The 13,478-nt window shown below is 66.7% G+C and carries 11 protein-coding genes and 1 pseudogene; 2 read left to right on the top strand and 10 right to left on the bottom strand.

Annotation, left to right across the window (positions count from 1 at the left end; genetic code table 11):
• Nucleotides 1-189 precede the first annotated feature (189 nt).
• The 7 genes from WS92_RS16820 to WS92_RS16785 form a co-directional block, all read right to left on the bottom strand.
• A complete protein-coding gene (locus WS92_RS16820) occupies nt 190-978 on the bottom strand; it encodes a c-type cytochrome (protein WP_059932772.1) in 789 nt (262 codons plus the stop codon).
• The gene (locus WS92_RS16815) at nt 975-2,600 is read right to left on the bottom strand and encodes a b(o/a)3-type cytochrome-c oxidase subunit 1 (RefSeq protein WP_059932774.1); all 1,626 of its coding nucleotides are present in this window, start codon (nt 2,598-2,600) and stop codon (nt 975-977) included. The genes WS92_RS16820 and WS92_RS16815 overlap by 4 nt, the downstream gene beginning before the upstream one ends.
• A complete protein-coding gene (locus tag WS92_RS16810) occupies nt 2,587-3,144 on the bottom strand; it encodes a cupredoxin domain-containing protein (RefSeq protein WP_006029448.1) in 558 nt (185 codons plus the stop codon). The genes WS92_RS16815 and WS92_RS16810 overlap by 14 nt, the downstream gene beginning before the upstream one ends.
• A gap of 27 nt (nt 3,145-3,171) precedes the next feature.
• Nucleotides 3,172-3,354: a hypothetical protein gene (locus WS92_RS16805; protein ID WP_004526488.1), complete on the bottom strand. Its 183-nt coding sequence runs from the start codon at nt 3,352-3,354 to the stop codon at nt 3,172-3,174.
• A 7-nt stretch (nt 3,355-3,361) separates the two neighbouring features.
• On the bottom strand, nt 3,362-4,654 hold the full coding sequence (locus tag WS92_RS16800) for a c-type cytochrome (protein WP_006029447.1): 1,293 nt from the start codon (nt 4,652-4,654) through the stop codon (nt 3,362-3,364).
• Nucleotides 4,654-5,370 carry a c-type cytochrome gene (locus WS92_RS16795; protein ID WP_059932776.1) on the bottom strand — a complete coding sequence of 239 codons (717 nt, stop codon included), beginning with the start codon at nt 5,368-5,370 and terminating at the stop codon, nt 4,654-4,656. The genes WS92_RS16800 and WS92_RS16795 overlap by 1 nt, the downstream gene beginning before the upstream one ends.
• A gap of 411 nt (nt 5,371-5,781) precedes the next feature.
• On the bottom strand, nt 5,782-7,026 hold the full coding sequence (locus tag WS92_RS16785; protein WP_006029445.1) for an aspartyl protease family protein: 1,245 nt from the start codon (nt 7,024-7,026) through the stop codon (nt 5,782-5,784).
• 517 nt (nt 7,027-7,543) lie between these two features.
• On the opposite strand from WS92_RS16785, the gene WS92_RS16780 reads away from it, so the two are divergent.
• Nucleotides 7,544-8,569, top strand: a complete 1,026-nt coding sequence (locus WS92_RS16780) for a sulfonate ABC transporter substrate-binding protein (protein WP_059932793.1) — start codon at nt 7,544-7,546, stop codon at nt 8,567-8,569.
• 152 nt (nt 8,570-8,721) lie between these two features.
• On the opposite strand, the pseudogene WS92_RS16775 reads toward WS92_RS16780, so the two are convergent.
• From WS92_RS16775 to WS92_RS16765, 3 genes and pseudogenes are all read right to left on the bottom strand, one after another.
• Nucleotides 8,722-9,271: pseudogene (locus WS92_RS16775) on the bottom strand (transposase).
• Between the two features lie 334 nt (nt 9,272-9,605).
• Nucleotides 9,606-10,880 carry a phosphoglycerate dehydrogenase gene (serA, locus tag WS92_RS16770; RefSeq protein ID WP_041861891.1) on the bottom strand — a complete coding sequence of 425 codons (1,275 nt, stop codon included), beginning with the start codon at nt 10,878-10,880 and terminating at the stop codon, nt 9,606-9,608.
• 239 nt (nt 10,881-11,119) lie between these two features.
• Nucleotides 11,120-12,163: an AraC family transcriptional regulator gene (locus tag WS92_RS16765; RefSeq protein ID WP_059932780.1), complete on the bottom strand. Its 1,044-nt coding sequence runs from the start codon at nt 12,161-12,163 to the stop codon at nt 11,120-11,122.
• Between the two features lie 185 nt (nt 12,164-12,348).
• Here WS92_RS16765 and WS92_RS16760 point away from each other — a divergent pair, with 185 nt between their 5' ends.
• Nucleotides 12,349-13,422 (top strand): fatty acid desaturase, encoded by a 1,074-nt coding sequence (locus WS92_RS16760; RefSeq protein ID WP_006029440.1) that lies wholly within the window; start codon nt 12,349-12,351, stop codon nt 13,420-13,422.
• The last annotated feature ends 56 nt before the right edge of the window (nt 13,423-13,478 follow it).

Genomic DNA, 13,478 nt, shown 5'->3' with positions numbered 1-13,478 from the left:
CGACGGGCGATCATGCCTCGCCGCCGCCCCGCCCTCTCCGATCGACGCCCAACAGGAACGGCAAACGGACGCCTTCCCGTTTGCCGTTCCTGTTCGCACCGGCGCGGTCGATCGCACGGCACCCTCCGCCGCTCCGGCGCTGCGCGGCCTCCACGGCCTGCGCCGAAGCGCAACCGCGGCCGCGCCCCGCTACGGCCGCCCCGCGTAATACCGCGCGGCCGCCGCGATCTCGGCGGGCGTCATCTGCCGCGCGACGTTGCGCATCTGCTCGCTGATGTCGTTGTGCCGCGCGCCCGTCGCGAACGCCTGCAACTGCGCGTTGATGTAGACCTCCGGCTCGCCTTCGAGCCTCGGCCCGCCGACCTTGTTGTCCATTCCGCCATGACACGACGCGCACGGCGCGATGTTGCGCATCGGCGCGCCGCTCGCGACGATCTTCGGCGGCGTCGCGGCGAGCGGCGTCACGGTGCGCGGCAGATATGAGTAGAACGCGGCGAGATCGCGCATGTCCTGGTCGCTCAGATTGACGACCATCGGCGCCATCACCGCGTTGGTGCGCGCGCCCGTCTGGAAGTCCTTCAACTGCTTGTAGATGACGGCCGCGTACTGGCCCGCGAGGTTCGGCGAATTCGCGTCGCTCATCCCGCGCGCGCCGTGGCACATCGTGCAGCGCATCGCGAGCGTCGCGCCGCGGCCGATCGACAGGCTGTCCGCGCCCACCATCATCTGCGGCGTGACGACGACCGTGCTCGTCTTGACGGCCGAAGGCGCCGGCGCCTGCTGCGACGGCAGCCACGCGCGCGGCACGCCGGCCGCGCTGCAGATCGCGTTCCAGATGCCCTGGAACTGCGCGTCCTTCTGCACCGACGGCAGCCAGACGAAGCCGATCAGCACCGACGCGGCCACCGCGAACAGCGTGAGCCCGACGCTGACCGTAAACCAGCGGTTGCGAATCGAAAACAGACGTTCCGTGCTCATCGCTGCGCCCCCATGTAGATCGCCGGCACCGACGGTTGCTTGAGCGACATCAACTGCGCGATCGGATAGCCGTAGTTGACGACCGTGAGGCCGATCATCAGCGCGATCCACAGCCCGAAGCTGTTGAGCGCGACGGGCAGCGTCTTCGGCTCGTGGACGGCCGAGCTGAACGTGAACTCGGCCGGCTTGACCTTCGCGCCGCGATGGCTGCGTATCAGCACGACGAAGAACAGCACGGCCGACGCGACGAGGATCAGCGCGCCGACGACCGACATGGTCACCCACGCCGCCTGCGGCGCGAGCGCCGGATCGCTGTAGTCGTAATAGGCCATCCGGCGCGGCATGCCGAGGATGCCGACGTAGTGCCACGGGAACGTCGTGACGATCATCCCGACGAACCACAGCCAGAGCTGCGTCTTCACGAGCCGCAGGCTGCCGAGCGCGCGGCCCGTCAGGTGCGGCCACAGTTCGTACGCGATCGCGAAGTACATGATGACGACGGCGCCGCCGAAGATCAGGTGGAAGTGCCCCGTGATCCACTGCGTGTTGTGGATCGTCGAATCGAGCTGATAGCTCATGTTGATGAGCCCGCCCGCGCCGCCGAAGCCGAGCATCACGAACGAGAACGCGACGGCGAGCATCATCGGTTCATGCCACGGCAGCGCGCGCAGCCAGCCGAACGCGCCCTTGCCGCCGCGCAGGCGCGCAGCGATCTCCACCGACGCGCATACCGTGAACACCGTGAGGAGCGTCGGCACCGCGACGAGCGCGGTGAACACCGATTGCAGGAACTTGAAGCCCGAGCCGACCTGCGGATCGGCGAACAGGTGGTGCACGCCGATCGGCATCGCGCCGACGAGGAACAGGATGAACGAGATGCGCGCCATCCCGTCGCTGTACAGCTTGCCGCCGATCGCGCGCGGCACGAGCGTGTAGTACGCGATGTACGCGGGAATCAGCCAGAAGTAGACGATCGCGTGCAGCGTCCACGAGAAGAACACGCGCGCGAGGCCCGCGTCGATCGTCGAGCGGAGCCCGACCGCGACGGGCAGGATCTGGAACAGGATCTCGATCGCGGCGCCGACCGCGGTCCAGCCCCACAGATACGCGCCCGCGACGTTCGCGAACATCGCGAGCGGAATCGGCGTGCCGGGATTGCTCTTCTTCCACGCATAGAGGTTCACCGACATCAGCGCGACCCAGATCCACGAGCCGACGACGACGAGCACGACGCCGAGGTAGTAGAACGGATTGCCGATCATCGGCGGATAGAACGTGTAGAGCACCGACGACAGGCCGAGCGACACGGGCGTCATCGCGACGACCGAGCCGACGGCGATCAGCCAGAAACCCGTCCACGCCCAGCGGCGGCCGACGAGCGGCATCTTGAGCGCGAGCTCGCTGATCGCGTAGCCGAAGCCCATCGCGATCAGCGTCGGGAACACGTAGCCCATCACGGAGCCGTGCGCCGTCACCGAACGGTAGTAGAGCTCGGGATTGCCGAGCCACGGATGCAGCGGGCTGCGCGCGAGCATCTGCCACGCGCCGAGCAACAGCGCGACGCCGAAGACCGCGAACGCGAGCCAGAAATGGGCGAGCACCAGTCGATTATTCTTTAACACAGCTCAGTCTCCGCGCGCTGGACGCCAGTTTGTCGAATTCCGCACGGTCAATGACCTTGACGTGCGCCCACATCCCCTCGTGGCCCGTGCCGCAATACTCGTGGCACGGCATCAGGTGATCCCTCGGCGTGTCGAAGGTCGTCCTGAACGTCGCGACGTAGCCGGGCTCGAGCATCGAATTGATGTTGGTATCGGTGATGAGAAAGCCGTGCACGACGTCCGCGCTCGTCGCGCGGAACGTGACGGGCGTATTCGCCGGCACGAGGATGCACTGCGGCGTGAACGAGTACTGCTGGCCGATCACGCGCACCGTGACCGAGCCGTCCGGCTCGCGCGCGGTGCCGAGGTTGCTCTCGACGAATTCGCCGGAAACGTGCAGCGTCGTCGGATCGATCGTCTCGACGCGCGACGGCGGCATCATCGCCCAGTGCAGGCCGGTGTACACCATCATGGCGACGAGGACGATCATCAGGCCGACGGCCAGGATCGCCCACCTGCGCTCGATCCGGGCCGCGAGCTGCGCGCCGTCGAGACGGTCTGGCATAGGTTGTTTGGACATGGGAGCCGCTTTTTATTGGATCACGCCGCGAGGCAGGAAGACGAGAAAGTAAAAGGCGAACCACAGCGCGATCACGATCGCGGTCGCGGTGCCGGCGAGCGCGAGCGCGCCGCGCGGCCCCGACCGGACGATCTCGTCGACCGCGTCGTCGTGCGGTTCGGGGTCGCCCCCGTGTCGTTGGGAAGTGTCGCTCATGATGTCCTCAATAGAGCGGAGCGGAGCGCAGCGCGTTGGCTTCCTTCGCGGAAACCGGCGTGCCGCGGTTGCCCCAGGCGGTGCGAATGAACGTCGTCACGGCGGCCACCTCGTCGTCCGACAGCGACTGGGCGAAAGGCGGCATGCCGTAGGGCTCGGGATTCTTCGCGGTGCCGGGCGCATAGCCGCCGTTCAGCACCATGCGGATCGGATTCACCGCGGACGTCATCTGGATCGACTGGTTGCCCGCGAGCGGCGGGAACGCCGGCGTCTTGCCGCGCCCCGTCTTGCCGTGGCAGCTCGCGCACTGCGTGTCGTAGATCTTCGCGCCGATCTTGTAGAGGCGCGCCTGCTCCGATGCGGCCATCGTCGTCTTCGGCGCGGACTCGGCCTCGCTGCCGCGCTGCGGCAGCGACTTCAGATAGACGGACATCGCGCGCACGTCGTCGTCCGACAGGTACTGCAGGCTGTCGTAGACGACCTCGGCCATCGGCCCGTACACCGCGCCGCGATGCGACGCGCCCGCCTGCAGCAGGCCCGTGATGTCGGCGATGCTCCAGTCGCCGAGCCCAGCTTCCCGGTTCGACGTGAGCGACGGCGCATACCACGCCTGCATCGGGATCAGCCCGCCTTCGAACGCGTTCGACTCGGAGCTGCCGCCGAGCGCGTTGATCGCGGTGTGGCACATCGAGCAGTGGCCAAGCCCCTGCACCAGATACGCGCCGCGGTTCCATTCGGCCGATTTCGCGTGGTCCGGCTGATACTCGCCTTCCTTGAAGTACAGCGTGCGCCAGCCGATCAGCAACTGCCGGTTGTTGTACGGAAAACGCATGTCGTGCGGCCGGTTCGCGAGCTTCACGGGCGGCACCGAGCGCAGGTACGCAAAGATCGCGTCCGAATCCGCGCGCGTGACCTTCGTGTACGCGGCGAACGGCATCGCCGGATACAGCAGCGAGCCGTCGCGCGAACGGCCGGTGTGCATCATCGCGTAGAACTCGTCGGCCGTCCATTTGCCGATGCCCGCGTCGTTGTCGGGCGTGATGTTCGGCGAGTACAGCGTGCCGAACGGCGTCGGCATCGCGCGGCCGCCCGCGAAGAGCTTCTCGCCCGGCACCGTGTGGCACGCGACGCAGTCGCCCGCGCGGGCGAGGTACTCGCCGCGCTTGAGGGTCGCCGCGTCCGCGGCGGGTTGCGCGTGTGCGGCGGATGCGGCGAGCGTCGCCGCGAGCAGCCCGAGCGCGGCATTCGCGCACGCGCTGCGGAGTTTGACGATCCAATGCTTGTGCACCGAGGCCTCCATTAACGCGGTTCGCTACCGCATGCGAGCGGCATGTCGAGCGAGCCCGCGGGGGCGGGCGACGGGTTCGCGGGCGCGGGCTGCGAAGCGAGCCACGCGGAGATGGCGGTCACGTCCGTGTCGGTGAGGCGCGACGCGACCTGCTGCATGCAGTCGGGCGCATACGACGTGCGCGTGCCGTAGCGCCATGCGCCGAGCTGCGCGCTCAGGTATTCGGCATGCAGGCCGAGCAGCCCCGGCACGGCGGGCTCCATGCCCGTGAGCGACGCGCCGTGGCACGACGCGCACGCTGGAATCTTGTGCGACGGATCGCCCGACTTGACGAGCTGCCGCCCCCGCTCGAGCACCGCCGGCGCGGCGGCGGGCGCCGCGATCGTTGGGAACGGCGGCCGCCGGCTCGCGAAGTGATCGGCGATCTTGCGCAGGTACGCGTCGGGCAGATACGCGAGCAGGTAGTTCATCGGCGGATACTTGCGCCGGCCGTCGCGGAACGCGACGAGCTGGTTGTACAGATAGCCGGCGGGCTTGCCGGACAGGCGCGGAAAGTAGTCGTTCGACGTCCCCTCGCCCTGCCGGCCGTGGCAGGCGGCGCAGGCGAGCACGCGCGCCTCCATCGAGTCGGGCGCGCGCTCGGCCTGCGGTTCCTGGGATAGCGCCGTCTGGCTCAGCAAGCCGCACAGTACGGCGAGTACAGCGGTGGGTCTCGAGGTCACTGTCATCCTCTCCGGGAAGGCGTGCAGTTCCCGCCGGCGACGCGAGCCGCCCCTGCGGCTCGTGAGGTAAGCGGGTACGCCCGGCACCATCGCTTTCATTGGTCTCATGGGAACTTGTTGTTCAAATTTTCGATGTCGCGAAAATCTCATGAGCGCCGTTGCTTTGCGTTGATTCATGTCAATCTAATACTTCTTTACATTGGTAGTCGATTGGCCGAGCGATCGCAAATCTCATGTCTTCTGGAATTTAGCCGGTCGCGGGAAAAGCGCAATGTTTCACGGCGCGCCGCGCGGCATTTCGATTTTTCTCTTATGCGGCAATGCGTTACGCGCGCCAAACGCGCACGTGCCGGGGGCGTCGCGGCAAGTGAAACGCGGCGCTTTCGGCCGCGTGCGCGGCCCCGTTCGTGACGTGCGTCAAATTCGCACGGCGCGGCGCGAACCACCGCGCTCGATCACGATATCGAGCGAGCCCGCGGGTGCGGTGCTCAATCGGTCGCGCACGTCGTCGATCGCCGACGGGTCGACGCGCTTGCCGTCGATCTCGACGAGCACGTCGCCGTTCTCGAGACCGTAGCGGCCGAGGTCCTCCGGCCGGTTGTGGAACAGCTCGACGCGGCCGTCGACGAAGCGGATCGCGATCGTGCGCAGCGGCCGGGAATCGTCCTGCGTGAAGCCGCTCGCGTCGTAGCAGAACTCCATCGTGCTCGGCACGAACATGTAGCGGTCGAGCCGCGCGAGAAAGTTCATCCCGAGCATGTCGCCGCCGCCTTCGGCGACGCGCAGGCTGCCGACCGGCCGGCCGTCGAACGACAGCCCGCTCACGAAATGGTCGCGCGACTGGCCGACGCCGTTCGCCGACATGCTCGGCACCGCGCCGCCGAGCGGCGTCGCGGCCTTGCGGCTCGCGAGGTACGCGAGCGTCGGCGCGGACGCGATCGAATAGCGCGCGCCGGTATCGAAGCGGAACATCGCCCACTGATCGCGGAAGTCGACGCTCACGGCGGGCGACTGACCGAAGCTGTCCTGGTACGGGACGCAATGCGCGAAACGCTGCCCGGCGGGCGGATGGCGCCAGACGGTCAGCGTGCCGCTGCGATTGTCGGCGACCCAGCTCAACTGGCGAAAGATCTCGATGCCGACGATGCCGTCGATCTGCGTGCCGAACACCTGCGACAGCAACGACAGATCGAGGCCGAGCCAAGGATAGAAGCTCGGCACCTCGTAGCTGCCGAGCGCGATCGGCAGCGGCTGCCACAGGCGCACGCGCGCTTGCGGCAGCACGCCGTCCGCGGTCGTCAGGCCTTTTTCGAGCATCGTCCGGTACGCGATCGGAATCTGATCGTCGGTCGACGGCTGCGTGATCGACTGCGCGAGCCGATTGTCGATCGCCGTGTGGCTCGCGCCCGTGTCGACGAGAAAGTGATAGGTCTTGCCCGCGATCGCGACGGGCACGACGAACCCGCTCTTCGGCTTGAACGATACGCTCAGCACGGGCGTGGCGCCGCCGCGCTGCGGCTCGGCGCGCTCGCCGCAACCCGCCGCGAGCAACGCGGCGAAGCAGACGAGCGCGACGGCCGCCGACGCGCGCGGCGCGCGGCGGCGGAAGGCGGAGGCGGCGCGACTCGGCGCCGGCGTCGAAGCGAATGCGTGTCGAACCATGGATGACGGATGCGTGATGCGAAGTGAAGGTGGACGGAGATTGCGTGAGGCGACGGATCGCGACGAATCGCTTCGGATGCCGCCTGCCGCGCCGCGCGGGCAACGCGCGTCCGCTCGATGAAAACCATATGTAAGGATCGACGATTCTATAGAAACGCGCCGCCGCGCGTTGTCGACTTTTGTTCGCCGGCTTGCGCGGGTTCTCCGTATCGAAGCCGGCATTTGACGCGTGCGGCAACGCGTCGTGACGTTCGATGCGCGGACAGACGCACATTCGACGCCGCCACGAGTTCGATCGATATCGGTCGCTATGGGCCCCGCATGTTCGCCCGCGCCCGCGTCGCGCGCAAATTCCCTTGCGCGAAATCGATAGCAGAACAAAGTTGAAGCCGGCCATTGACCCCGTCCGCGCGCGCCGACGATGATGGCAGCGGATGCGCGACGTGGCCGCGCAATCGCGGATTACGCCGCGGCGCGCCGCATCGCGCGCAAGAACCGCATCGACCGACAAAGCCACATGACCGCTCACGACACGCCCCGCACCACCCCTTCCCCATCCGCGCGCGACGGCGCGCGACGCTCGCTGCTGAAAGCCGCAGGCGCTGCCGCACTTGCCGCGCCACTGTTGGGCGGCCTCGCCGCGCTATCGGCGAGCGGCGCCGCACACGCGCAACGCAGCGCGAAGACGCTGCGTATCGGCTATCAGAAGTACGGCAACTTCGTCGTGCTGAAAGCGCGCGGCTCGCTCGAGAAGCGGCTCGCCGATCAGCATGTGTCGGTCCAGTGGATCGAGTTTCCGGGCGGCCCGCAACTGCTCGAAGGCCTGAACGCCGGCGCGATCGACGTCGGCACGGTCGGCGAGACGCCGCCTGTGTTCGCGCTCGCCGGCGGTGTCGATTTCGTCTACGTCGGCAGCGAGCCGCCCGCGCCGCAGGGCGAAGCGATCGTCGTGCCGCACGATTCGCCGATTCGCGCCGTCGCCGATCTGCGCGGCAGGAAGATCGCGCTCAACAAGGGCTCGAACGTTCATTATCTGCTCGTCAACGCGCTGCAGCGCGCGAAGGTCGATTACCGCGACGTCGCGCCCGTCTATCTCGCGCCCGCCGACGCGCGCGCGGCCTTCGCGCAGCGCGGCGTCGACGCCTGGGTGATTTGGGATCCTTATCTTGCGGCGATCGAGCGTCAGGCGAACGCGCGCGCGATCGCAAACGGCAAAGGGCTCGTGAACAACACGCAGTACTATCTCGCGAGCCGGAAGTTCGCCGAAGCCGAGCCGCAACTCGTGCGCGCGCTGCTCGACGAAGTCGGTGCGGTCGATCGCTGGGCGCGCGCGAACATCGCCACGGTCGCCGCGCAACTATCGCCGCTCGTCGGCCTCGACACGGGCACGCTCGAGCATGCGTTGAAACGCGCGAGCTACGGCGTTCAACCGATCGACGATGCGACGCTCGCGTATCAGCAGCAGATCGCCGATACGTTCGCCGCCCTCAAGCTGATTCCGCGCAAGATCGACGTTGCCGCCGCGCGCTGGCAAGCGGCATAGGCGCTCGCATCGCAATCTCGCGGGCAAAGCGCCGAGCCTCGGCCGGCTGTCGCGGGCGAGCCGCTGACGATCAATCGGTTGCTCTCGGGCGGCCGATCACGGCACTACCGCGACGACGGATTCCCCGGCGCGCGCGACACGCGTGCCGTCCGTCAATTCGCACTGCCCTCGCCAAGTTCGGGCGCGCGATCGTCCCTGCCTGCCTCGATCACGCCACCGACGACGGATGCGCACCAGGATTCAGGGCTGCTCCAGAACACGTTGTGCTGAAACCGGCGGCGCGCCCGCGCATGCGGCTTCACACCGATCGGGCCGATCCGCTCGCGCGACTCGACCTGTCGCCCGCATCCCCGCAACCGCTCGACGATCGCGGCAAGCGTGCCGTCCGCAGACCATTCGTCGAAACGACGGCGGCAAGTCGGCGACGACGGATAGCGGCGCGGCAATGCGGCCCAGCATTCGCCGGTCGCGAGCACCCACAGCACTGCGTTCACGACCGCGCGCGCCTGCGCCCGCGGTCGGCCGCAACGCGTGTTGCGCGCCGGCTGGGCGGAGAGCAATTCCTCGATACGCGCCCATTCGTCATCGCTCAACTCTTCGAACTGCATCGTCGGCCCTCTTCGAGAAATCGGCGCGAACGCGCACGCACGCGGCATGCACGACGCCGATGAAACGTGTGTCGACCGCGGCAAGCGGCGTCATGCCGACGCCGAATGAAACGCCCACAACGTACTGGCGAAAAGCCGCACGATACACGAACCCTCTTCCCCGGATAAATACATCGTTGTTCTAAGTAAATCTCAGGATTCCGACTCGATTCCGCGGCGGGACGCAGTTGGGCGAACACGTTCGTTCGCGCGCTCCGGATTCGGCGATCCGTTCGAGCGCCGCCGGCGCGGGACGATTCGATTGGTGCGCAATATTACACGCGGGCCGCGAGAAATCCAACGCTGTCAAAATCGACAGGGTGCGGCGGCGCATCAACCGCGTGGCAGACATCGCACGCGAACCCCACGCCGGCGGCCCGCGCGTCGCATCATGCGCTGCGAAGCAGCCGGCTGCGCGTAAATGCGCGGTTGCCGCTCAGCTTGTCGAGAAACGCATCGGACGGCACGCGGTCGAGATCGGTCACCACGTAGCCGATATCGCCGCGCGTTTGCAGATGTTGCGCGACGACGTTCGCGCCCTCTTGCGCGAGCAGCGTGTTGAGCCCCGCGAGCACGCCCGGCGTATTGCCGTGCACGTTCAAGAGCCGCGCAGCCGACGTGCATTCGCCCGGGCTCACCTGCGGGAAATTGACGGCGCCCGCGGTATCGCCTCGCGTCAGGAATGCGACGAGCTTCGACGACACCTCCGCGCCGATGTTCTCCTGCGCTTCCTGCGTACTGCCGCCGATATGCGGCGTGAGGATCACGTTCGGCAGCCCTTGCAGCACGGATTCGAAGCGGTCCGCATTGCTCTTCGGCTCGCGCGGGAACACGTCGATTGCCGCGCCGCTCAGGCGCTTCTGCACGAGCGCATCGCGCAGCGCATCGATATCGACGACGGTGCCGCGCGACGCATTGATCAGGATTGCATTCGATTTGAACTGCGCGAGGGCGCTCGCGTCGATCATGTTGTGCGTCGAGGCGTTCGCGGGCACGTGCAGCGTGACGACGTCCGCGATCGCGATCGCTTCGCCGAGCGAGCGCGCCGGCTGAGCGGAACCGAGCGACAGCTTCGCTTGCACGTCGTAATAGACGACCTTCATGCCGAGCGCCTCGGCAAGCACGCCGACTTGCGCGCCGATATTGCCGTAGCCGATGATCGCGATCGTCTTGCCGCGCGCCTCGAACGATCCGCCCGCGCCTTTCGCCCATTCTCCCGCATGCGCGAGGACGCTCTTCTCCGGTACGCGCCGCAGCAGCAGGATCGCCTCGGCGATCACGAGTTCCGCGACCGATCGCGTATTCGAGAACGGCGCGTTGAACACCGGAATGCCGTGATGCGCGGCAGCCGGCAAATCGACTTGCGACGTGCCGATGCAGAAGCATCCGATCGCGAGCAGATGGCGCGCGGCGTCGATCTCGTCGCGCATCAGATGCGTCGCGGAGCGAATGCCGACCAATTGATGCTGCTGCAGCGCGCGCCGCAGTTCGTCGCCGGCGAGCGCGCCCTTGCGCCGCTCGATGTCGACGTTCGCGTCGGCGAAATGCCGGGACGCGCTGTCGTGAATGTTTTCGAGGAGGAGAACGGAAGTCATGTTGTCCAGCGTGATGGTCGAATCGAAGCGGAAGCCGGAAATCCCGGCGAGGTACGCGAGCGCCGCTATGCGGCGTTCGCGCCGATCGCACGGCACGCGATGCATGCCGCGTTGCCGTTCAAAAATCGTATGCCTGGCGGGAGCGCAGCACAAGCCGGCCGGCACGTCCTGCTGTGCGTGGGGAATTGCGACTTGATATCGCTGAAGGAATGCCTGCGTAGTGTCGCAAAATTGCGTCGGCACATGCGAACATCCCTGCTGCCAGCAGGTGTACCCGCATTGCGCGATGCGCGCCCGGAAGGCGCGTTTCACATCCGGCGCCGGCCGCTCGGCGACGTGCCGGTCCAGCGCCGGAACGCACGGCTGAAGTTGGCTCGATCCGTATAGCCGACGCGCGCCGCGATCTCCTCGACCGTCAGTTGCGTACCCTCGAGCAGGCGCAGCGCATCGCGCAGCCGGATCTCGTCGAGCAGCGCCGAATACGTCGTGCCGTAGTCGCTCAGCTTGCGCTTGAGCGTGCGCTCGGAGAGATGCAACTCGCGCGCGAGCGCATCGAGCGACGGATAGCCGTCGCTGCCGCGGATCAGCAGATTGCGCACGCGCTCGACGATGCTCTCCGCATAGCCGAGCCGCGCGAGTTCCGCCTCGCACTGCTGGACGATCATCTGCGCCGTGTGCGCGTTCGCGGTCTTGATCGGCTCGTCGAGCAGCGCGGCCTCGCAACGGATCTGATTGGCGGACGCACCGAAATGGCAGCGCGGCAGACGGTCACGATAGCGCGCGAAATAAGGCGGCTCGGGCCACTCGAAGCATAGCTCGGCGTTCGACTTCATCGTCTTGTCATGCGACGGTGTCAGCAGCGAGTTGAACAGGATCGCCGTCTCGACCATGAAGTTCTCGACGGCGAACTGCCGCAGCCTGCCGAGCGGAAACGCTTCGAGGATGTCGATCTGCACTGTATGCTCGAGTTCCGTCAGCCGCACCGAAAAGAACGGCACGCGCGTCGGCAGATAACGGATGCCGAGCTGGATCGCCTCGCCGAGCGTGGCGCAGCTCATCAGGCCGAAGCCGATGAGCCCCGACTTCGTCAGGCTGCTTCGCAAGCCGATCTCGACCGCGATCGACGGATCGTTCGTCATCCCGATCAAATTGAACACGATTGCCGCCTGCTGCAACGGCGTGATGCGCGTGTCCGGCTCCTCGAGCTTCGCGCGCGTGACACCCGTGTTCGCGAGAAGGTCCGCATCGGCGATGCCGCGCTCTTCCGCGAGCATCAGCATGAAGAGCGCGTAGGCGGACGATACGGTCGCCTTGTTCAATTGCCTCGTGGGGTCCGGAACAGACATGGCCATGCTTCGACTCCGTGCAGTGACCGGCCGATTATAGCGACGGATGGCCTCAGATGACACATCGCAATGCCGCAAATTGGCCTCAAATGACTCGCTCTTTGGCACGACCGGCTATCACGGCGAAGATGCGGACGGCTCTAAGATGATCTCATCGGCAAACCGCCGATTTCAGGGAACGGATTCGAACAATGAACAAGACTTTGCGCTTCAAGAATGACGCGGAGAAGGTCGCGTATGTCCGCAACGAGGTCAACGCCGCGAGCGATGCGCTGCGCGCGCAATATCCGTTGCTCGACCACCAGAATCTGATCGGCGCGGCCGTGATGGCGCTGTGCGTCGCGACGCTGCTCGGCGGCGCGTATCTGTACGCGACGGGCATGATCGCGTGGTACATCGCGCTGCCGATCGCGACGCTCGCGACGTCGCTGATCCACGAGCTCGAGCATGATCTGATCCACTTGATGTACTTCAAGAAGACGCCGTGGGCTTATCACCTGATGATGACGCTCTGCTGGCTCACCCGGCCCGGCACGATCAATCCGTGGACGCGCCGCCGGATGCATCTGCACCATCACAAGGTGTCGGGCGGCGAATCCGATCTCGAAGAGTACGGAATCACCAATGGCGAGCGCTGGGGCCTGAAGCGTCTGCTGATGCTCGCGGACGGCATGCTCGCCGTCGCGCTGCGGCCGCTCGGCATGCGCCGCAAAGTGTTGCAGTACGTCGCCGCGCAGCCCGCGCAGGAACGCGCCGATCGGGTGCGGCTGCGCATCGAGCAGCTCATGTCGTACATGCCGGTCGGCCACGTCTACTACGTGCTGTGGCATGCGTTCATCGCCTATCACGTCGGACTCTTCACACTGCACGCGCTCGGCTACCAGCCGGACGTGCCGGCGCTCGCCCAGCAGGCGATGCATGTCGTCGACTTCCTCGCGGTGACATGGCTCGGGCCGAACTTCGTGCGCAGCTTCTGCATCAACTTCATCAGCTCGAACATGCACTACTACGGCGACATCGATTCGCGCAACGTCATTCAGCAGACGCAAGTGTTGAATCCGTGGTGGCTGCTCCCGGTGCAATTGTTCTGCTTCAACTTCGGCAGCACGCATGCGATTCACCACTTCGTCGTGCGCGATCCGTTCTACATTCGGCAATTGACCGCGAAGCGGGCGCACGCGGCAATGCGCGCGGTCGGCGTGCGCTTCAACGACATCGGCACGTTCCGACGCGCGAACCGCTGGAACGAGACGCGCGTCGCGTGATGCGCACGGACGGCGACACGAGGCCGAGTCGTCGCGCCTCGTCGCGCCGTCATCGG

This window comes from Burkholderia sp. MSMB1588 (genome assembly GCF_001546925.1).
GTDB lineage: Bacteria > Pseudomonadota > Gammaproteobacteria > Burkholderiales > Burkholderiaceae > Burkholderia > Burkholderia humptydooensis.
Note: the sequence above shows the minus strand (reverse complement) of the source record. Positions and strands in the feature narration are given on the sequence as shown.

Coding starts and splice junctions, on each gene's coding strand:
- WS92_RS16820 (WP_059932772.1), bottom strand. CDS start 978: ATGAGCACGGAACGTCTGTTTTCGATTCGCAACCGCTGGTTTACGGTC.
- WS92_RS16810 (WP_006029448.1), bottom strand. CDS start 3,144: ATGCCAGACCGTCTCGACGGCGCGCAGCTCGCGGCCCGGATCGAGCGC.
- WS92_RS16805 (WP_004526488.1), bottom strand. CDS start 3,354: ATGAGCGACACTTCCCAACGACACGGGGGCGACCCCGAACCGCACGAC.
- WS92_RS16800 (WP_006029447.1), bottom strand. CDS start 4,654: ATGGAGGCCTCGGTGCACAAGCATTGGATCGTCAAACTCCGCAGCGCG.
- WS92_RS16795 (WP_059932776.1), bottom strand. CDS start 5,370: ATGACAGTGACCTCGAGACCCACCGCTGTACTCGCCGTACTGTGCGGC.
- WS92_RS16785 (WP_006029445.1), bottom strand. CDS start 7,026: ATGGTTCGACACGCATTCGCTTCGACGCCGGCGCCGAGTCGCGCCGCC.
- WS92_RS16780 (WP_059932793.1), top strand. CDS start 7,544: ATGACCGCTCACGACACGCCCCGCACCACCCCTTCCCCATCCGCGCGC.
- WS92_RS16765 (WP_059932780.1), bottom strand. CDS start 12,163: ATGGCCATGTCTGTTCCGGACCCCACGAGGCAATTGAACAAGGCGACC.
- WS92_RS16760 (WP_006029440.1), top strand. CDS start 12,349: ATGAACAAGACTTTGCGCTTCAAGAATGACGCGGAGAAGGTCGCGTAT.